The sequence below is a fragment of the Acinetobacter sp. NIPH 2699 genome (genome assembly GCF_022549355.1).
Classification (GTDB): domain Bacteria; phylum Pseudomonadota; class Gammaproteobacteria; order Pseudomonadales; family Moraxellaceae; genus Acinetobacter.
Genome location: NZ_JAKZGL010000002.1, coordinates 72,759 through 92,554 on the forward strand (window position 1 = coordinate 72,759; position 19,796 = coordinate 92,554).

General features: G+C 40.9%; 21 protein-coding genes and 1 riboswitch. Of the genes, 13 read left to right on the forward strand and 8 right to left on the reverse strand.

Annotated features, from left to right (window positions below; translation table 11 throughout):
• Positions 1 to 4: 4 nt before the first annotated feature.
• Positions 5 to 1,198 (forward strand): putative lipid II flippase FtsW, encoded by a 1,194-nt coding sequence (gene ftsW, locus MMP72_RS02285; RefSeq protein ID WP_241314150.1) that lies wholly within the window; start codon positions 5 to 7, stop codon positions 1,196 to 1,198.
• A gap of 61 nt (positions 1,199 to 1,259) precedes the next feature.
• Here ftsW and gluQRS read toward each other — a convergent pair whose 3' ends face one another.
• From gluQRS to MMP72_RS02315, 6 genes are all read right to left on the reverse strand, one after another.
• Positions 1,260 to 2,135 (reverse strand): tRNA glutamyl-Q(34) synthetase GluQRS, encoded by an 876-nt coding sequence (gluQRS, locus tag MMP72_RS02290; RefSeq protein ID WP_241314559.1) that lies wholly within the window; start codon positions 2,133 to 2,135, stop codon positions 1,260 to 1,262.
• Between the two features lie 116 nt (positions 2,136 to 2,251).
• Positions 2,252 to 2,785, reverse strand: coding sequence for an RNA polymerase-binding protein DksA (dksA, locus tag MMP72_RS02295; RefSeq protein WP_241314152.1), 534 nt, complete (start codon positions 2,783 to 2,785; stop codon positions 2,252 to 2,254).
• A 216-nt stretch (positions 2,786 to 3,001) separates the two neighbouring features.
• Positions 3,002 to 3,817 carry a 3',5'-cyclic-AMP phosphodiesterase gene (cpdA, locus tag MMP72_RS02300; RefSeq protein ID WP_241314154.1) on the reverse strand — a complete coding sequence of 272 codons (816 nt, stop codon included), beginning with the start codon at positions 3,815 to 3,817 and terminating at the stop codon, positions 3,002 to 3,004.
• A 22-nt stretch (positions 3,818 to 3,839) separates the two neighbouring features.
• On the reverse strand, positions 3,840 to 4,454 hold the full coding sequence (locus tag MMP72_RS02305; RefSeq protein ID WP_241314156.1) for an NUDIX domain-containing protein: 615 nt from the start codon (positions 4,452 to 4,454) through the stop codon (positions 3,840 to 3,842).
• A gap of 75 nt (positions 4,455 to 4,529) precedes the next feature.
• Positions 4,530 to 6,425, reverse strand: a complete 1,896-nt coding sequence (gene thiC / locus MMP72_RS02310; protein ID WP_241314158.1) for a phosphomethylpyrimidine synthase ThiC — start codon at positions 6,423 to 6,425, stop codon at positions 4,530 to 4,532.
• 84 nt (positions 6,426 to 6,509) lie between these two features.
• Positions 6,510 to 6,630, reverse strand: a riboswitch (TPP riboswitch).
• A gap of 35 nt (positions 6,631 to 6,665) precedes the next feature.
• Positions 6,666 to 7,706 (reverse strand): hypothetical protein, encoded by a 1,041-nt coding sequence (locus MMP72_RS02315; RefSeq protein ID WP_241314160.1) that lies wholly within the window; start codon positions 7,704 to 7,706, stop codon positions 6,666 to 6,668.
• 150 nt (positions 7,707 to 7,856) lie between these two features.
• Here MMP72_RS02315 and phoU point away from each other — a divergent pair, with 150 nt between their 5' ends.
• On the forward strand, positions 7,857 to 8,579 hold the full coding sequence (phoU, locus tag MMP72_RS02320) for a phosphate signaling complex protein PhoU (protein ID WP_241314162.1): 723 nt from the start codon (positions 7,857 to 7,859) through the stop codon (positions 8,577 to 8,579).
• A 218-nt stretch (positions 8,580 to 8,797) separates the two neighbouring features.
• The gene (locus MMP72_RS02325; RefSeq protein WP_121930643.1) at positions 8,798 to 8,914 is read left to right on the forward strand and encodes a hypothetical protein; all 117 of its coding nucleotides are present in this window, start codon (positions 8,798 to 8,800) and stop codon (positions 8,912 to 8,914) included.
• A 479-nt stretch (positions 8,915 to 9,393) separates the two neighbouring features.
• Here the strand turns inward: MMP72_RS02325 and MMP72_RS02330 are convergent, their stop codons facing one another.
• Positions 9,394 to 9,669, reverse strand: a complete 276-nt coding sequence (locus MMP72_RS02330) for an oxidative damage protection protein (RefSeq protein WP_241314164.1) — start codon at positions 9,667 to 9,669, stop codon at positions 9,394 to 9,396.
• Positions 9,670 to 9,678: 9 nt separating this feature from the next.
• On the reverse strand, positions 9,679 to 11,112 hold the full coding sequence (gene argH / locus MMP72_RS02335; RefSeq protein WP_241314166.1) for an argininosuccinate lyase: 1,434 nt from the start codon (positions 11,110 to 11,112) through the stop codon (positions 9,679 to 9,681).
• Between argH and MMP72_RS02340 the strand changes: the two genes are divergently transcribed.
• From MMP72_RS02340 to MMP72_RS02385, 10 genes are all read left to right on the forward strand, one after another.
• The gene (locus MMP72_RS02340) at positions 11,103 to 12,245 is read left to right on the forward strand and encodes a histidine kinase (RefSeq protein ID WP_241314168.1); all 1,143 of its coding nucleotides are present in this window, start codon (positions 11,103 to 11,105) and stop codon (positions 12,243 to 12,245) included. The genes argH and MMP72_RS02340 overlap by 10 nt on opposite strands.
• A 57-nt stretch (positions 12,246 to 12,302) precedes the next feature.
• Complete coding sequence (locus MMP72_RS02345) at positions 12,303 to 13,040, forward strand: LytTR family DNA-binding domain-containing protein (RefSeq protein WP_241314170.1); 738 nt, start codon at positions 12,303 to 12,305, stop codon at positions 13,038 to 13,040.
• Positions 13,041 to 13,151: 111 nt separating this feature from the next.
• On the forward strand, positions 13,152 to 14,069 hold the full coding sequence (hemC, locus tag MMP72_RS02350) for a hydroxymethylbilane synthase (protein ID WP_241314172.1): 918 nt from the start codon (positions 13,152 to 13,154) through the stop codon (positions 14,067 to 14,069).
• The gene (locus tag MMP72_RS02355; RefSeq protein ID WP_241314174.1) at positions 14,069 to 14,845 is read left to right on the forward strand and encodes a uroporphyrinogen-III synthase; all 777 of its coding nucleotides are present in this window, start codon (positions 14,069 to 14,071) and stop codon (positions 14,843 to 14,845) included. The genes hemC and MMP72_RS02355 overlap by 1 nt, the downstream gene beginning before the upstream one ends.
• Positions 14,842 to 15,669 (forward strand): hypothetical protein, encoded by an 828-nt coding sequence (locus tag MMP72_RS02360; protein ID WP_241314176.1) that lies wholly within the window; start codon positions 14,842 to 14,844, stop codon positions 15,667 to 15,669. The genes MMP72_RS02355 and MMP72_RS02360 overlap by 4 nt, the downstream gene beginning before the upstream one ends.
• Positions 15,670 to 15,675: 6 nt before the next feature.
• Positions 15,676 to 16,869: a heme biosynthesis protein HemY gene (locus tag MMP72_RS02365; RefSeq protein ID WP_241314178.1), complete on the forward strand. Its 1,194-nt coding sequence runs from the start codon at positions 15,676 to 15,678 to the stop codon at positions 16,867 to 16,869.
• Between the two features lie 8 nt (positions 16,870 to 16,877).
• Positions 16,878 to 17,318 (forward strand): thioesterase family protein, encoded by a 441-nt coding sequence (locus MMP72_RS02370; RefSeq protein WP_241314180.1) that lies wholly within the window; start codon positions 16,878 to 16,880, stop codon positions 17,316 to 17,318.
• Between the two features lie 371 nt (positions 17,319 to 17,689).
• A complete protein-coding gene (locus MMP72_RS02375) occupies positions 17,690 to 18,016 on the forward strand; it encodes an H-NS histone family protein (RefSeq protein ID WP_241314182.1) in 327 nt (108 codons plus the stop codon).
• Positions 18,017 to 18,195: 179 nt separating this feature from the next.
• Complete coding sequence (gene gspN / locus MMP72_RS02380) at positions 18,196 to 18,939, forward strand: type II secretion system protein N (RefSeq protein WP_241314184.1); 744 nt, start codon at positions 18,196 to 18,198, stop codon at positions 18,937 to 18,939.
• Positions 18,939 to 19,787 (forward strand): type II secretion system protein N, encoded by an 849-nt coding sequence (locus MMP72_RS02385; RefSeq protein ID WP_241314186.1) that lies wholly within the window; start codon positions 18,939 to 18,941, stop codon positions 19,785 to 19,787. The genes gspN and MMP72_RS02385 overlap by 1 nt, the downstream gene beginning before the upstream one ends.
• The last annotated feature ends 9 nt before the right edge of the window (positions 19,788 to 19,796 follow it).

A 19,796-nucleotide genomic window follows, 5' to 3' on the forward strand; every position in this document is an offset into this window, starting at 1 on the left:
CACTATGGCTGATTTAGCCCAAAATACGGCACAAAAGATTTCGCAATTGTTGAGTCGTCTGCCAAAGCTTCCAGCGGAAATGACGGCACGTAATCTGCTCATTTTTTGTGTTATTTCTTTATTGTGTTTCGGTTCGGTGATGGTGGCATCTGCATCGATGCCTTATGCTGAATATATTCATGAGAACCCATTTTACTTCTTGATTCGTCATGGTATTTCGATTGTTGTCGCATCAGTGGTTGCTTTTCTCACCTATCGGATTTCTTTGAATCTGTGGTTTAAAAATGCATTCCTATTATGGCTCATTACCATGGCATTGTTACTGGCGGTACTGTTGGTTGGTACTGAAGTAAATGGTGCACATCGTTGGATTAAAGTCGGCAGTTTTACCTTGCAGCCTACAGAAATTGCCAAAATTGTGATGGCGATTTTTACTGCGGATTATGTTGTACGCCGTGCCAAAGAGGTTCGAACGCATTGGAAAGGCTTGTTGCGTTTAAGTGGGGTCATGGCATTAACGGTTGGCTTCATTGTCGCCGAGCCTGATCTTGGTGCAACTGTCGTGATTGTATTGATGATGGTGGGCGTGTTCTTTTTGGCTGGTGCTCCTGCGACTCAATTCCTGATCATGTTGGGTGCGATTTTGGCGGGTATTAGCGCACTGATTATCTTTGAGCCATTCCGCTTTCAACGGTTACTTTCCTTTACCAATCCGTGGGCAGATCCATTGGGTGTCGGTTATCAGCTATCTAATGCGCTGATGGCATTTGGACGCGGTGAGTGGTTTGGAACAGGTTTAGGGCACAGTGTACAAAAGCTTTCCTATCTTCCTGAAGCACATACCGATTTTATGTTGGCTGTCCTTGGTGAAGAATTTGGTTTTGTGGGTGTGACCTTGGTCATGATCCTTTCATTCACAATGTTGGCATGCTGTATCAAGATCGGGCATCGTGCATTGCAGCATAACTACTTGCGTGCAGGTTATTTAGCTTATGGGATTAGTATTATTTTCTTGCTACAAATTTTGGTGAATGCAGGCATGAATATGGGCTTGATGCCAACCAAAGGTTTAACACTGCCATTTATTAGTTATGGTGGTACTTCGCTGATGATGTGTGCGGCGATGATCAGTTTGATTTTAAAAATTGATGCGTCAACACAAGAGCTTAATCCTGTCAAAGAAGAATCAAATTTCTAATTGATTTAAAAGTAAAAAAGCCCTAAGCAATGGAACGTAGTTGCTTGGGGCTTTTTATGGGCTACTGGTAGATTCCAGTCAAATGATCGCCCCTAGGAATCAAATCCATATCCCACTGTTGAACGGCTTGTTGGAGCATGATTCGGGGTTGATCAAGCTCAACCTGCGCTTGGCCTAAGGCTGAAATGGCATGTTGTAATAATTTAGGTGCTTTAGACACATCCAAGGCTTGTGCTAGATTTTGCTTAGAGAGTTTTTGGCCCTGCTCATTCATGGCTAGGGGAAGGTGCATATAGCTTAATAAAGGATAGTTGAGCAAAGAGCCAAGCCAAATTTGTCGCGCTGTATTATCTAGTAAATCTGCGCCACGTACGACGTGTGTTATGCCTTGTAAATAATCATCAACCACGACAGCCAACTGATAACTAATAATCCCATCACGACGTTTTAAGACAAAGTCACCGAGTTCATGTTCTAGGTTTGAGCACTGTTGACCTTGTAGACGATCTTCAAAGCAAATGGGTTGATTGGCGACTTTTAGGCGGATCGCTTGTTGAGCAAAATCCAGTTTTAAGTCACGACATGTTCCAGCATAAATATGATTGGAACCGAGCATTTTTCGGGTACATTGACAGGCATAAATGGCTTGAGATGATTTTAATTGTTCAATCACCTGTTCATAAATATCTAAACGATCTTTTTGAAAAATAATGTCGTTATCTGGTTCAAGCTGAAAGGCATCAATACAGGCAAGAATATGTGCTTCACTGTGAGGATAGATACGTGGGATGTCGGTATCTTCAATACGGACCAACCATTTGCCCTGATGGGCTTTGGCATCGCAATAGCTGGCAACAGCAGTGATTAATGACCCAAAATGTAAAGGACCTGTAGGAGAGGGAGCGAAACGTCCGATGTACGGTTTTGGTGTGGGCATAAAGCAAGTGTTTTTATTTTTCAATTGCTCCCAACCTCCCTTTCTTACGATGCTCTGGTCGCATCTCAGGGAGGCGTTCCCCCTCCATTAAATAAAAGGAGGGGCTGAGGGAGAATTTATCCGTTATTTTGCTTTTCTTTGATTTCAGCCAAAGTTTTGCAGTCAATACACTGGGTCGCGGTTGGACGTGCTTCTAAGCGACGTAAACCGATTTCGATACCACAGGTCTCGCAGAAACCATAATCACCTGCTTGTATTGCCTCAAGTGATTGTTCGATTTTACGAATCAATTTACGCTCACGGTCGCGTGTGCGCAGTTCAATCGCAAACTCTTCTTCTTGTGTCGCGCGGTCGTTTACATCAGGCAGTGCTGACGACTCGTCTTGCATGGTGTTTAAGGTGCGATCAACTTCTGACATCAACTCAGCTTTCCACGCATTTAAGATCTGGCGGAAATGCTCCAGTTGTCCATCAGACATGTATTCTTCGTTTTTCTTTGGCTGATAAGGTGCGATACCAAACAAGCTGGCAGTTGTTCCAGCGTCTGAGGTTTTAGCTTTGGTTTTGCGCACACGTTTTACAGGCGCTTTTTGCTCGTCAATCACTTCTGTTTGTTCATCCAAGACTTGATTTTGGTTGTCATTCGCCATATAGGGCATTCCTCATCTTACACGTACTATCTATACGCAAAAAATATGGTGATATGCAAGTGTTTTTATAGAAACTCTCGATGGTTTTTTCCATCAGGGGTCGTCATCATATAGATTTTTTCAGCAAGATGGTAGTCATTCCTGTCTAGATTTGGTGAGAAATCATGGATGTGATTTGTAATCAAAAGTTTAGCATTGGTTCATTGTTCATCGGTGCTAGTCATAACCTAAAACTTCTGAGCTGATTAAACGTTCAGATGTAGATAAGCGGTAAACCTGAGTTTCCAACTCTCCATTGGCTTTGAGACAGATGTAGCGATAACCCGGATGTTCTTCATCTAAGGCAAATTTATCGCTTTTCGGTTTAAATTGAATACAAGTCGATGGGGTGGATAAAAACTCAATGCCTTGCCATGTATGAATAGAGTCTTGATGGACGTGTCCACAAACAATGGCTTTGATATTCGAAAAAGGTTTAACTATTTCTAGGAGATCAGAAGAATTTTTTAATTTGTGTTGATCAATCCAAGCAGATTCCATGGCAAATGGATGGTGATGGCAGGCAATGATGACATAACGATCCTGTAATTGGGGGAGGAGTTCGGTTAACTGTTTTAACTGAATATCGGCAATTTTCCCGTCGATGCGTTGGGGTTGAGCACTATTCAGTAGGATAATGCACCATTTCCCTAGTTCAATCACTGTAGGCTGTGTCTGGTCGGCTTGATGGAATGGGAAATGTGTCACATCATCATGATTGCCAGGCGTGTGAAAAAAGGGAATACCGAGGCTTTGCATATGTTGAACATAGCGCTGATAGGTCATAGGCGTTGGTGTTTGGGCTAAATCACCTGTGTGAACAATGAGGTCGATCTGAGGGTGTTGTTCACGCATCAAGTCGATGACGGCACGAAAACTCAGTTCGGGCTGCATTCCAACGAACTCTAAATGTGGATACTCTAATAAATGGGTATCAGTAATCTGTATCATCACAAAATCTTGTTGAGATGATGTTGAGACTTGGAATGTCACCGTCTTTAGCCCCTCAGACTTGTTATCGTTGTTGTTGTATATGTTGAGCAAGCCATTGTAATGCCATAATTACAGGTGCATTTCTCAACCGCCCATTGTGTAATAATATGTCTAATTGGCAATAATCGAATAAATGAAGCTGAATATTTTCACCTTCATCTGATACCCCAAAAATGCCCCCATCTATTGGCAATTCAACTTCTGCGACATATAAATGAAAAAATTCAGAGCAAGCGCCAGCAGAGGGATAGAAGCTAAATAAGTGTTTTAATGTCGTGATTTCACAACCTGATTCTTCTAGTGTTTCTCGGCGAATACAGCTTTCAGGAGACTCATCTCCATCGAGCACCCCCGCAATAATTTCGAGTTGCCATGCTGAGTCAGCATCATTGAATGCACCGATACGGAATTGTTCAATGAGTGCAAAGCGTTGTTGTTGGTCATTATATAATAAAACGCCAGCGGCTTCAGGACGATGAACGAGTTCACGTTGAATGCTCGGTGAGTAATCAGCTCGATGAAAGAGGCGATGTTTTAGGCTCACTTTCTCAACTTGGATGAATCCTCGAAATAACAGCTCTCGAGATTCTATGGTTACGTCGGATGCTGAATAGCTGGCGTGTTCAAGAATATTCATCTTCAATTAGGATGAGATTGTACATATCTCATCCTAACCGAGAATGTTTGGCAGGCAAATCTTTTTTTAGCTGATTTACACTTTGTGGTACAATTTTTGACCATGTTCCTGATAGGCGGCTTTCATTGCATTGAGACCTGCTTCAACTTCTGTTTCAGCATCATTTGATTGCTTGGCATTGTGTTGGTTTTGCGCATAATCTCGCACATTCTGTGTGATCTTCATTGAACAGAATTTAGGGCCACACATTGAACAGAAATGCGCTGATTTATGTGCGTCTTTCGGAAGCGTTTCATCATGCATGCTACGTGCAGTGTCTGGGTCTAAACTCAAATTAAACTGATCATCCCAACGGAATTCAAAACGTGCTTTCGACAGTGCGTTATCCCGAACCTGAGCGCCCGGATGACCTTTGGCTAAGTCGGCTGCATGGGCTGCGATTTTGTAGGTAATGATGCCGTCTTTCACATCTTTCTTGTTCGGTAAGCCTAGATGCTCTTTTGGGGTGACATAACACAGCATTGCAGTGCCATACCAACCAATCATTGCTGCGCCAATGGCAGAGGTGATGTGGTCATAGCCTGGTGCAATATCAGTGGTCAGTGGTCCAAGTGTATAGAACGGCGCTTCTTTACACACTTCAAGTTGTAGATCCATATTTTCTTTGATCATGTGCATTGGCACGTGACCCGGGCCTTCAATCATCACTTGAACATCATGTTCCCAAGCGCGATGTGTCAACTCACCTAAAGTTTTCAGTTCACTAAATTGTGCTTCATCGTTGGCATCTTGGATACAACCCGGACGTAAACCATCACCTAAGCTAAATGACACGTCATAGGCTTTCATAATTTCGCAGATTTCATCAAAATGGGTGTACAAGAAGTTTTCTTCATGATGCGCTAAACACCACTGCGCCATAATCGAACCACCACGAGACACGATGCCTGTTAAACGACCTGCTGTCATTGGCACATAGCGCAGTAACACACCCGCATGAATGGTGAAATAATCCACACCTTGTTCAGCTTGTTCAATCAGCGTGTCTTTAAAGATTTCCCAAGTTAAATCCTCTGCAACGCCGTCTACTTTTTCTAACGCCTGATAGATTGGCACAGTACCAATTGGAACAGGTGAGTTGCGAATAATCCATTCACGGGTTTCATGGATATTCTTACCTGTCGATAGATCCATAATGGTATCGGCACCCCAACGGGTTGCCCACGTCATTTTAGCCACTTCTTCATCAATCGATGAGCCAAGTGCAGAGTTGCCGATATTGGCATTAATTTTCACCAAGAAATTACGACCAATAATCATTGGTTCAATTTCAGGATGGTTGATATTGGCAGGGATAATTGCACGCCCTTCAGCAACTTCTTGACGCACAAATTCAGGGGTAATTTCTTTTAGGTTTCTTGCGCCAAAGTTTTGACCTGCATGCTGACGCATATCAACGCCTTCACGTTGGCGTTGATTCTCACGAATAGCAATATATTCCATTTCAGGGGTGATAATGCCCTGTCTAGCATAATGCATTTGTGAGACGTTTTTGCCCGCTTTAGCGCGACGTGGATTTTGAATATGTGCGAAACGAATGTCAGCAGTACGAATATCTTTTAAACGTGCTTGTCCAAATTCAGAACTCAAACCTGAAAGAACATCAGTATCATCACGTTCCTCAATCCATGCTTGACGAACAGAGGGTAGGCCTTTGTTGAGGTCGATTTGTACATTTGGGTCGGTATAAACGCCTGAGGTGTCATAAATCATTACGGGTGGATTATGTTCACCGCCTAAGCCTGTTGGCGTGTCAGTGAGACTGATTGCACGGAATGGCACTTGGATATCTGGGCGAGAACCTTCTACATAAACTTTGTTTGATGCAGGTAAAATACGAGTTAAATCTTTAGCGTCTTGCTCATGTTGAGCAGAAATATCAGCAGGGGAAAGATTCGTTAATTGATTCATGGCATGATCCTTATGGAGAGCATTAACGAATCAAGCACGATCAAAAACAATGGCAGATTTATCTTTTGAATAAATAGAGGCTAGGTTTTTGTTGGGCTTGATTCCTACGCAGGTGTTAACCTGATCAGGTTCAACGGTACTGATCTTTAAATCTAAGGATTAAGATCATCTCAGCAGTTGATTAACTGCGCTCCGTCAAGCTATGGGGAAAGTTTAGCAGGTTTAGAAAAAATTACAGGATTAATTCACTGAATATTGCAAACAGACAGCATCAGTATGACAGTCTCGTCCATTGTGATCATCCCAAGGATTTTTTATATCTAAAAATTTTTGTAAGTGTACATAAGGGGAATCACTGATATTCATTACTTGATTGTGTTCATCAAGTGAAAACTGAATAAAGTTGAGAAATTTTTTGGCAGGAATGTGTAGACTTGTGTCCTGTCGTTTGGCTAACTTTTTTATTTCGGTTAAAGCCTCTTCATTGATCCATGCATCTTTGAAAAATAGGTCGGAAACAGGTGTGTTATCCGACCCAAAGAAAATTAAATAGCGGTATTCATGGAATAAATTCTGCGCATCTGCTTTAAATATTGCATTAGGATATTGTTGTAAATATTGTTCCCAGAATAAGGCACGTTCTACTAACTCTGCCCATGATACAGTGAGAGCGGCGTCACTATACAGTAAGTCTTGATTATCCTTTGCCATCCGTTGTACAAAAACTTGTTGGTCTTTGGGTAGAGCTGGTGCAAAAATATCAATGATATATTGGGGCTGTCTATGGTATTCAAAAATTGCTTCACCCACATCTTGTAATTTGATGTAGGCTTCTCCTTGATGCTTTAATAAATACTGATCACGAGCAGGCAATAATTTAAATAATGCGGGGTCACCTAGTTTTATAGGGGCATCGTCGGCTTGATCAGTATTATCTAAAATACTGATGGTGTAATCGTAGAATTTGTTATTGTTTACACTCCAACCTGCTTCTGCAAAAAAACGTTGATACATTTGTGTTGAACTTTCCAACCATTTTAATTGTTGAGCATTTTCTACTGTTGCAATACATTGTTTGAGTTGAGCGTTAATTTGGTTTAATGCTTCAATGGTACTGTGATTATCAATTTTCTGCATGATTTGATCTAATTCTTGACACTTCTCTTGAGAAGTTGTTTTTTTGGCAGCTTGTTGGGGAGCCTGTTCATTTTGTGATTGTATTGGTTTTTGGCAGCCGAGTAATAAAATGCAGCTCGTTATACAAAGATTTAAAATACGCATAATAAAGTTCTTGGATATAAGTTGTTATCGCGGCATGATTATAAGGCTTGAGATATAAAGATGAAATCGAAGGATTGACTGTCATAAAAGTTTCATCATTGCTGTGTTTTAATCATCCATCATTTTCCATGTGTCTAGTGGAGGCATACTGTGAGTCCGAGTAATCCTGTGTTAAGTCATCATATTTCTTCTCAATTTAATGAAGACTTACAAGATGTGCATACCAAATTTATGAGCATGGGGGGATTGGTTGAGCAACAGGTTGCCAATGCAATTCATGCACTTTTAGATACTGATGCCAATTTAGCAATGGATGTACAGTTTAAAGACAATGCCGTTAATCAGCTTGAACGTGATATAGATGAAGGTTTAACCTTGATTTTGGCACGTCGTCATCCCGCAGCGATTGATTTACGTATGGTTATTGCGATGAGTAAAGCCAATACTGATTTAGAGCGTATTGGTGATGAAGCGGCAAAAATTGCCCGTATCGCTCAAAACTTATGTGAGGAAGGTGAGTCACCACGTGGCTATATGGAAACGCGTCATATTGGTAACCAAGTCCGTGTGATGATCCATGATGCCTTAGATGCTTTTGCGCGTTTGGACGTGGAGCAAGCCTTGAAAGTTGTGATGGCAGATGTGGATATTGACCGTGAATATCAGTCTGCAACACGTACTTTAATGACGTATATGATGGAAGATCCGCGTCATATTTCACGTGTGATTAATGTGATGTGGGTACTACGTTCATTAGAGCGTATTGGTGATCATGCTCGCAATATTTCAGAACAAGTGATTTATATGGCAAAGGGTACAGATGTCCGCCATACCAGTATTGAAGAAATTGAACAAAAACTACATCAAAAATAATTTGTCCTGTTTTCTTTGAATTTTAATAAATTAAAAAAGATTAGCTGAGCATTGAAGTGATTTCTGGCTCAGCTTTTCTGTTTATAGCATGATGTTGCCACCCTTCATGTTTAGGTGAGTAGGTCTGTTATAGTTTTTTGCAAAAACTCTGTGTCTATGTTTTGACGGTAGATGCATTCAAAATGATCTTAATCTCAGATTAAGGTACGAAGACGATGATGCGTTTTTTAAAAAAGAACAATAAAGCAAGTTTTGTATTTTTTATTATTATCCTTTATGCCTTTCTAGGATTTGGCTTAGGTTTTGTGATCTGGGAATACGTATTGTTGAATTAGTGAGATAAAAAAATCCCAGACTTCGGGGGAAAGTCTGGGAGAGAAATATCATGTGTTACGTGAGATATCAACGTATCTCTTTGTCCTTCTGAATTAAATATAAGCGCAACGCGCATCACTGTCATGTAGACAAGTGTGTATGCTCTGTAAGGCTTTATTGCTAATGTAAATGTCACGTAAAAAAAGAGCCAATTTAGGCTCTCTTTTTACGTTGAATAATGGATACACTTTCGGTGATGCTTTTGAGCTTAGAGCCTATGCAGATGTGGTCCTTACAGAAGACAAAGCGTTATCCTTTCTTGCGAAGCTAGATTCTTTTCGATTACAACCTACGCGGACTTTGTCCTTGTCTTGCAGAAAATTAAAGTGTTGCCTTCCTAGAATTCGAAGCATAGCTTCTCATCTTGCGCAGTTAGATTCTTTTCGATTACAGCCTACGCGGACTTCGTCCTTGTCTTGAAGAAAATTAAAGCGTTGCTTTAATTTTCTTCAGGCTTCCAGCCTTCAGCTTTTTCAACACTTTCATCATTATCAAAGAATTTTTCACGCTGTTCTTCTAAAAACTTCTTTGCATCTGGTTCAAACACATTTAAACGTTTTTCGTTAATCAGTGTGGTTTGGTGTTTTAACCATTCTTGCCAAGCTTGTTTTGAAACCGTTTCAAAAAAGGCTTGACCTTTTGCACCTGGAAAAGGGGCAAAATCTAAGCCTTCAAGCTCTTGTTTGTATTTACGGCAAAATACTTGTCTAGTCATCATCAATCCTTAAGCGTATAACTGTTCTAGGCGAGTGTGTGCACGTACAATAGCAGCTTCAACTTGTTTTGGTGAAGTTCCGCCAATATGATTACGCGCATTGACAGATGCTTCTAAGGTCAATGCTTTGTCAAAAACGTCCGCAGTAATTAAATCAGAGAATTGCTGTAATTGCTCCAGTGTGAGTTCAGACAAATCTTTTTCTTCCGCAACACCTAAAGCAACCGCTTTACCCACAATTTCATGCGCATCACGGAAAGCCACACCTTTTTTTACTAAATAGTCTGCAAGGTCCGTTGCTGTTGAGAAGCCACGTAATGCTGCTTCACGCATGATCTCAATATTTGGGACCAATGCTGGCACCATGTCGGCAAAAGCCATCAATGAACCACGAACGGTATCAATTGCATCAAACAAAGGTTCTTTGTCTTCTTGATTGTCTTTGTTGTAGGCCAAAGGTTGACCTTTCATTAATGTTAGTAGGCTAATCAAATCACCAAACACGCGTCCAGACTTCCCACGAACCAACTCAGGCACATCAGGGTTTTTCTTCTGCGGCATGATTGAAGAACCAGTACAAAAACGATCAGGAATATTCACAAACTTGAATTGCGCTGAAGTCCATAAAATCAATTCTTCTGACATACGTGACAAGTGCATCATGATTAAAGATGCCGCAGCATTGAATTCAATGGCAAAATCACGATCAGACACTGCATCAAGCGAGTTCTCAGAAATAGCCTCAAAACCTAATAGCTCAGCGGTAAAAGCACGATCAATCGGGTAGGTGGTACCTGCCAAAGCAGCTGAACCAAGTGGCATACGATTGACACGTTTGCGGCAGTCCTGTAGGCGTTCAGTATCACGTACCAGCATTTCAAACCAAGCCAAGAGATGATGACCAAAAGTCACAGGCTGAGCGGTTTGTAAGTGAGTGAATCCTGGCATGATGGTGTCGGTATTTTTGCTCGCTAGACCAAGTAAGCCTTTTTGTAAGCGGAGTAATAAACCGAGGATGTCATCAATTTCATCACGCAAATATAAGCGGATATCCGTCGCAACTTGGTCATTACGGCTACGCCCAGTATGCAGTTTTTTGCCTGTAATACCGATACGTTGAGTCAAGCGAGACTCAATATTCATATGCACATCTTCTAAATCAATGCGCCATTCAAAGTTGCCCGCTTCAATTTCTGCTTGAATTGTGCTTAAACCTTGAATAATGTCATCACGTTCAGCTTCGGTGAGTACACCCACTTTGGCAAGCATGGTTGCATGTGCGATTGAGCCAGCAATATCTTGTTTATAAAAACGTTGGTCAAATTGCACAGATGCGGTAAATTCTGCAACAAAGGCATCTGTTGCTTCTGAAAAACGACCGCCCCACATTCCAGAGGTTTGATGAGGGTTTGCTGAAGAAGAGGATTGAGAAGATGTGGTCATGGCAGCTCAGGAAAATAAAAAAGAGTATAGCAAATCCAAACGCAGTTGCCGAAACTCGACGTAAGAAGTTATCGCAATCTCGTCAGTTGAATCGATCTGGCTCCTATTTTTTTACGAAAATTGGGCAATGGCAATACTTATTGGAATTAATTGTTGCCAGTAATGTCTTGGCAATGGTGTTGGCCTTGGCTGAAGCTCAGTCATGGCAAGCATTACAAGGTGTTCGTGTCTTGCAATATATCTTCTTTATTAACTGGGTGATTTTGTCCTTTGCCGCATGTGTTGATTATTTTCAAGGTTTTTTTGCCAAATTTAGTCAGAAAGTCGCATTAACTCTAGGTTTTATTTTATTGCTGCTGATAGTGTTGTTGACAACCTGTGCGGTGAATATTCTCCAATATTGGACGGTGCGTTCAGGGGGCTTTTCTGAGGCAATTTTGTTTCATGGCATGAGTCTGCATTTGAGTTATGGTGTGTTGCTGGGTGCATTTTGTTTGCGATATTTATATATGCGGGAACAGTGGCTCAATCAGCAATATAGTGAGCTGAATGCGCGTATTCAAGCGATGCAGGCACGGATTCATCCACATTTTCTCTTTAATAGTTTAAACAGTGTGGTCAGTTTAATTAGCATAGATCCAGATAAAGCTGAAAATATGTTGATTAGTTTGTCACGACTATTCCGTGCGAGTTTTCAGGAGCTTAAATTGGTGAGTCTGGCTGAAGAAATAGATTTATGTCAGCAGTATTTAAGCATCGAAAAAATACGTTTGGGGGATCGTTTAAAGGTCGAGTGGAATATACAAGCGACACCACTTGAGTTAAAACGAGTCACAATTCCATTATTAACATTGCAACCTTTGCTTGAGAATAGTATTTTTCATGGGGTAGAAAAGGTTTTGCAGCAGTCAACAATCAGCGTATTGGTTGAAATATTGCAAAATCAAGTCAGCATAGTCATTACTAACCCTTATTCTCGCGATACAATAAAACCGCGAAAAGGAAATGGTATTGCGATTGAAAATGTAGAGCAGCGTTTGAAAGCATATTATGGTCAAACCGTAAAATTTCAGGTTTATGGGGGCGCATCGTTATATACCACAGTGGTGTGCTACCACTATCGAGTAAAATAATAAGTCAAGTTAACCATAAAAAATATGGATGATGTTAGCGGTGACAAGGAGGAAAGGATGAAAGTCCTAATTGCGGATGATGAACCGTTAGCGGTAGAGCGTTTATCACGTTTAGTTACTCAAATGGGACATGAAGTCGTTGCGACGGCACATCATGGACAAGATGTGTTAAGTCATATTGAAAATGCTTCGCCCGATGTTGTTTTATTAGACATTCAAATGCCTGGAATGAATGGTTTGGAATGTGCGGAACAACTGCGCCATTTAAATCCTCGCCCTGCCATTATTTTTTGTACAGCCTACGATCAACATGCACTGGAAGCATTTAAGTTTCAAGCGCAGGGGTATTTACTCAAGCCTGTGGCGCTACAAGATTTGGAACAGGTATTTCATCATTTAACCCAACTGACGCAAGCTCAAATGACGGGTTTGCAACAAGATGAGTTGTATGATGTAAAAAATCAGCGTCATCAAATTGCTGCAAAAACTTATCGTGGGGTCGAGTTGATCCCCTTAGAAAATGTGTATTACTTTTTAGCAGATCAGAAATATGTCACCGTGCGCCATAAGCATGGCAGTGTGCTGATTGATGAAACACTGAAAGATTTAGAGTTGGAGTTTGCTGATCGTTTTATTCGAATTCATCGAAATGCACTGGTTTCTCTTGATTATTTAGAAGGTCTTGAACTGGTGGCCGCAGGACAATATCAGGTGCGATTGCGTGAACTGGACGAGCGTTTGTCGGTGAGTCGTCGTCATTTACCCAGTTTAAGAGACTGTATGCATCAATTGTAAATACCGTATTTTTTAGCAGGATACATACGGCTTTATGATTTTTTACTTGCAATTTTAGGTGATCAAGTTAAGTTTGGAACAATTGCCTTGATCAATACCTAATTTGGATTTATGAAAACCTTAAAAATTGCGACTCGACAAAGCCCTCTTGCACTGTGGCAGGCGGAGCATATTCGTTCTCGTTTAAACGAGCTGTATCCAGATTTAACGGTTGAACTGGTTAAGTTTGTAACACAAGGTGATAAGATTTTGGATACCCCATTAGCCAAAATTGGGGGCAAAGGATTATTTGTGAAAGAGTTGGAAGCCGCTTTGTTGGATGGTCGTGCTGATTTGGCCGTACATTCAATGAAAGATGTTCCAATGCACTTGCCGCAAGGTTTAACGCTTGCAGTCATTTGTGAACGTGAAGATCCTTTAGACGCATTTGTTTCAAATCAATATCAGCATTTTGATGAATTGCCACAAGGTGCAAAAGTCGGGACTTCTAGCCTGCGTCGTAAATGCCAAATTTTACAACAACGTCCTGATTTAGAAATCATTGATTTGCGTGGTAATGTCGGCACGCGGTTATCGAAGTTGGATGATGGTTTGTATGATGCCATTATTTTAGCCAGTGCAGGTTTAAAGCGCTTAGGTTTGGCAGACCGAATTCGTCATTGTTTAACGCCAGTGGTGAGCTTACCCGCAGTTGGACAAGGTGCGCTTGGTTTAGAATGTCGTGCAGATGATGCAGAATTACTCAAATTGATACAACCACTGCAACATGAAGAAACCTCGATTTGTGTGCGTGCGGAACGTGCCTTTAATGCTTATTTGGAGGGCGGTTGCCAAGTACCAATCGCAGGCTATGCGACTTTAGCAAATAATCAATTGCGGATCGAAGGGCGAGTTGGCAGCGTTGATGGTAAGATCTTATTGAAAGAGCAACTGGTCGGTACGGCGGCAGAGGCGGAGCAATTGGGTGAGCAGCTTGGACAGCGGTTACGTGAACAAGGTGCGGACGAATTGTTAAAAGCGTTGTATTAATGCTTTTTATCAATACTCGTCCTGAAGATCGCGCAGCTTCACTGACACAAGCATTAGTTGCGGTGGGGTATCAGGTCGAGGCTTTGCCGTTACTTGAGTTGGTTGCTGAAGATTTTTCCGATGCATTGCAACACCTTTATCAGCAACTTGATGAGACTCAAGTCATCGTCGTGGTGAGTCCGACCGCTGCTGAAATTGGCATGCGTTACTTACAACAAGCGGGTATGCAGTTGGCGCAGCTCAAGCATATTCAATGGATTGCTGTGGGGCAGGCAACTGCACATGCGCTGGCCAAGTTTAATATTGTAAGTGAGGTCCCTGAGGTTGAAAACTCAGAAGGAATGCTAGAGCTGCCCATTTTAAAACAAAGGGAAAATTTAAATAAAATTGCTTTCTGGCGAGGTCAGGGGGGGCGGCAGTTTATGATGCAACAATTGCAGCAACGTGGTGTTTCTATTCTTAACTTTGTACTCTATCGTCGTCAGTGCCCTGAACAAAGTTTGACAGATTTTTTAGATATATTGAAAAAACTTAAGCCCCATCAACCTGTTGCTGTGATGATCAGCAGTGAAGCCAGTTGGCACAATTGGTTGCAACTTTGTGCTCAATACCCAAGCGATGTGCAATGGATTTATCTGACTTTAGGCGAGCGGTTGACAAAAATTCTAATGGATTCGCAAGTGCAAGTCGGCGGCGCAATTAACATTATTCAGCTTGAAAATTTATCTGCATCAGAGATTATTCAACGCATGAGTGACTGGCAAGGAATGGTATGAGAAAAGTTGTGTATTTAATCCTACTGCTGAGCTTATTGTGGTTAGCCAAGCTGAGTTATGATGTTGCGCAAAATACTCAAAGCGTTCCTGAACTACAACAACAACTTGCTCAAACAGAACAACGTTATGCATTATTGAATGACCAATTGGTTGCTGTGCAGCGTCAGTTACAAAATAGTGGTGTTGCAGAATCTACTGATTATAGTATGACGCCTATGATGGTGACGGGAATTGCCCCAGTCATTTTAATTCAACAACAATTACAACTGGTTCAATTTGCTTTAGATCAGCAACAGTTTATTTATGCACTAGATCATTTAGATCAGGTGCATCAACATATTGCTCAATCCGTGCTATCACCAGCGTTAGAGCACAGTCTCACCAACGCAATTGAACAAGATAAACAAGCCATTCAGCAATTTATTCTGGCCCAAAACCAGCAACAACAACAATTGCAGGATTTATTGCAGGAACTGGATCAGCAAATCCAGCACGAGCTGAAAAATCCTAAGTTGACGATTGCAAAAGATGAGTCTTTTACATGGTGGCATTGGTTTAGGTTGGAAAAAGTGCAGCGCTCTTCACCTGATTTAATGCATCGTAATATTACTTTGAAAGAGGCGCAGTTGCGCTTATTACTGGCATCACAAGCGTTGAATCAGGGGCAATTAATCGAATACCGTAAGTCGGTTCAAGAGGTGATGACCTTATTGGCTGAGTTGCCTGATCAGAACAGCCAGAAAATGAAGCGCCGCTTGGATAAAATTTTAAATCTTCCGGCAGTACCAACACCAAAATTAATCACACTAGGCTTGTTGGGATAGTTGATCATGAAGCATTTAGTACTGATCTATTTACTTGCAAGCATAGTGTTATTCGCCTTGTTTGCGGTGTTGAGTTATGGCTATGGCCACGGCTATGCTTATATCTATTGGCGAGAATGGCAATTCCAAAGTAGCGTATGGGGATTGATCGCGCTGTTCATTTCTGTGAGTTTTTTAGCGCAACTCTTTTGGCTGTTTGGTAAACGTTATATTGTGCGTGAGCAACGCAAAAAAGAAACGGTTTTGCATTTTAATGATTTGCATCCTTATGAGCAGCTTTGCGTTGTTTGGTTACTGGATGCAGCGAAAGATCAACAGGTGTTTATTGAACGTGTTTTTACGCAGTCAGGATTGCTGAGTCATATTGTTGATGCGCAATTTGATTATAAAAATGGCGATTTTGATACAGCCTTGCAGTGCTTGGATCGGTCAGCCCCGATGGCTTTTGAGCTGGCAGAACTGCAACGGATTGATATTTTTCTAGAACAGCAAGAAACAGAAAAAGCACTGATACACTTAGAGTTTTTGATGCAGCACCAGCTTTCTCCATGGTTGCTTGAAGTAGAAACAGCGTATCAGCAACGTATGACCACCCTATGGGGGAAACTTGCTTTACAAAAACCTTGGTTATTTCTACAAACGACGCAATATGGTTTGTTGGATGCAGCGCACCGTGATTTATGGTTACAACAGCTTTTGATCCAGTTCGATCAGGCTTCCGTTGATGATTTAGCGGCCTTACAGCAGCGTTATCTCGCGTTGCAAAGCGAAATTCAAGCTCGTCCTTATAGTAGCAAAGTGTTGTGGCTAAAATTATTGGCACGGATGCCAGAGATGAGTCTGCAGCATGAAGATTTGGCGTTACATTTGTTGCAGGAGCATTTTGATCCAGAAGTATTTTATCTCTGGTTCCAGCAACAGTTGTTAAAGCAAATTCCTGATTATGGTTATGTTGAACAACGTATTATGCAGCTTGAACAGCGCTATACCAGTGTTCCCATGCTGACCTTTGCAAAGTGGCATATTTATGTCGCAACCCAGCGTCACCTTGATGCAGAACAATTATTAACTTTATATCCTGATAATATATTAATGAGTTATTTACGAATTAAGTCAGTGCTTGGGGATAATCTTGATTTAATCAAACAGTTGAATTTAATATTTGAAAATGATGTTAATTTTCTTAATTTTAAGCTATGAGTCTAAATATGAATGAATTGTCTGTCTATCCAGTTGTGCATAAGCAAACCGTTGCTTGGGGGGATATGGATGCTTTTGGTCATGTAAATAATGTGCAATATTATCGTTATATCGAAAGTGCTCGCATTGTTTATTTAATGGCATTAAATATCTTCGATCAAGATATATTGACGGTGGTGGCGTCTAGCCAATGTAAATATTTAAGACCTGTATTTTACCCTGATGTATTGCATATTGGTGCGAAAGTTGAAGAGCTTCGAAATAGTGCATTTCGGATGCAATATACTTTATGGAGTGAAACACAAAACCAGATCGTCGCAACGGGTGAAGCGGTGGTTGTCTGTGTTGATAAAGTATCGTCAAAGAAATCGAATATTCCAGAGCTGATTAGACAGAAAATTGTGCAGCTTGAGGCAAGTGTTGGAAATGATTTGATGTTAAATATGTAATTGTAAAGACAATTATGTCTTTATTTAGGGTGTGTATAATGGGGTTCTTTTATTGTTTAAATAAAAATGAGAGTAATTGAATCCCGCTCTAATCAATAGGGCGAAAAGTGTTTTTATTGGGGTTAATATGCGCGTTGTTAAGCTGGTTTTTGAATTGGTTTAAATTAAAATAGATAAATATATATTTTATACTGGGTTTATGTTTTTGAAGTTTATTGTAAATAAAAAGCATTTTTTTTGTTATAGTGCCATTAAATCGACTATTCTTATATTGATTAGTTAATCGCTTATAAATTAATATTGAACTGAATTTTTGAATTCATTTTATTTTTGCGTGATATATATTTCCTTATTGAGTTGGAGTGGTTCGGATGAAACCAGATATTAGTGATTTATCTGTTGAAGATTTAAAGCGTCTGCAAGCAGAAGCTGAAGTACTGATTGCGAGTAAAAAAGACCAAGCAATTGAAGATGCATATAATCAAATCGTTGCGATTGCTGAAGGCATCGGATTTACGGTTGAAGAGTTATTGGCAGCGGGTGAGCAAAAACGTAAGAAAACAACACGTAAAGCTGTAGAGCCACGCTACCGTAATAAAAACAATACTGAGGAAACTTGGACTGGTCGTGGTAAACAACCACGCTGGTTAGTTGCTGAGTTAGAAAAAGGTGCGAAACTTGAAGATTTCTTAATCTAAGTAAGTTTTAAAAGTCATCGTTTTGTCATACGCTGACTTTATCCTTTGTAAAAAACCAAGCTGAAAAAGCTTGGTTTTTTTATATGAGAGAATTGGCGATGTTGAAAAATTATGCATAATGTCATTCAGAGCGAGTATTTCAAAAAAAGGATGATATCTTGTATGTTGGTATGGGCAGGATGAACAAAAAAACCAAGCAATGGAGATGGTGGGTATTCGCCATTTTTGCATTTTTAATTTTTATTATTTTACAGATTCCAGCAACATGGCTAATCGCAAAATTTTCTAAAGATAATCAATTACTACATAACGTCAGTGGCAATATTTGGCAGGGACAGGCGGATTGGCAACGTGGCCAGCTACGTGGTTCGGTGAATTGGAAAACACGCCCCTTGGATTTGTTGTTATTTCGCTTAGGCGCCAATCTTGATATACACAGTGGAAATACTCAATTTAACGGTATCTTTGGTTATGGTTTGGGGAAAAAAATCGTGATTAAGGATCTGAATGGTGAAATTTCACCTGAAACATTAAAATATTTTGCAGATTGGCAGTGGCCTGAGAACGCAATTCAGCTCACAGATGTGCAATTGAATTATCAACAAGAAAAGGGCTTTAGTACAACAGAAGGACGATTGAACTGGGGTGGTGGTGAGTTGACCTATACCTTTGGTCAACGTCAAGATCGTATGAGTATGCCATCGCTCGTTGCTGAATTAAAAGATACTAACGGGCAATTACAGCTTGATGTTCGTGATCAGCGCAGTCAAAAAATGGCAAATTTAAGTTTAGATGCAAGTCTTATGCTTGATGTGCAATTGACACAGCGCATGCTTCTCAATGTTCCGTCTTATCAAGGCAAAGCAGGATTGGATACTTTTGTGATTAGTTCACGTCAGCCATTGCTGCAAGGTGGTTTGTAATGGACGCATTGATGCAGAAAATACAACAACTGCGTTGGCAAAAGTTAGATAAACTTAGTCCTTTGATTTTAGCCTTGCTTATTTTATGGCTCTGCTGGAAACTGGCTTCATTGTTTTGGTGGGTGGTTGCACCGCCACAATCGATGCAATTTGATCGAGTTGAACTGGGCTCGCAGCAAGCTCAAGTTCCCAATATTAGTTCATTTGCGTTATTTAATGAGCCAGCAGCAACAGCGACCCAAGACAATGTCAATTTAGAATTACAAGGTGTGCTGCTCGGTTCGCCGAACTTCTTGTCTTCAGCGGTCATAAAGTTGAACGATGTGGCGGACCGCTATCGTGTTGGTGAGACCTTAGGTTCGACCTCATACCAACTGGCGGAAGTGTATTGGGATCATGTGGTGTTGAAGCAGGGAAATGGTGCGACACGTGAGGTGAAATTCAAAGGACTAGATAAAGGTTTGTATCAACCGATCGATCCCGTTATCAACCCTCCGAATAATGTTCCACCTCAAACCCAAATGCCAGAACCTGTTCAGAACTCGCCGCAGTCTGCATTGGGTCAAGCGATTCAACAGATGCAAGACAACCGCGAACAATATATGAAAAATATGGGCGTAAGCGGTGGTGGGGCGGATGGTTATGAAATATCCGATCAAACACCAGCAAATTTAAAAAATACGTTGGGTTTGCGTTCAGGTGATCGTATCCTGTCAGTCAATGGACAGACAATCGGGCAAGGACTGAGCGAAGTACAATTATTAGAGCAAGTACGTCGTCAAGGACATGCCAAAATAGAAATAAAACGTGGTGATCAAGTGATGACCATACAACAGAGTTTTCAGTGATAACACCTC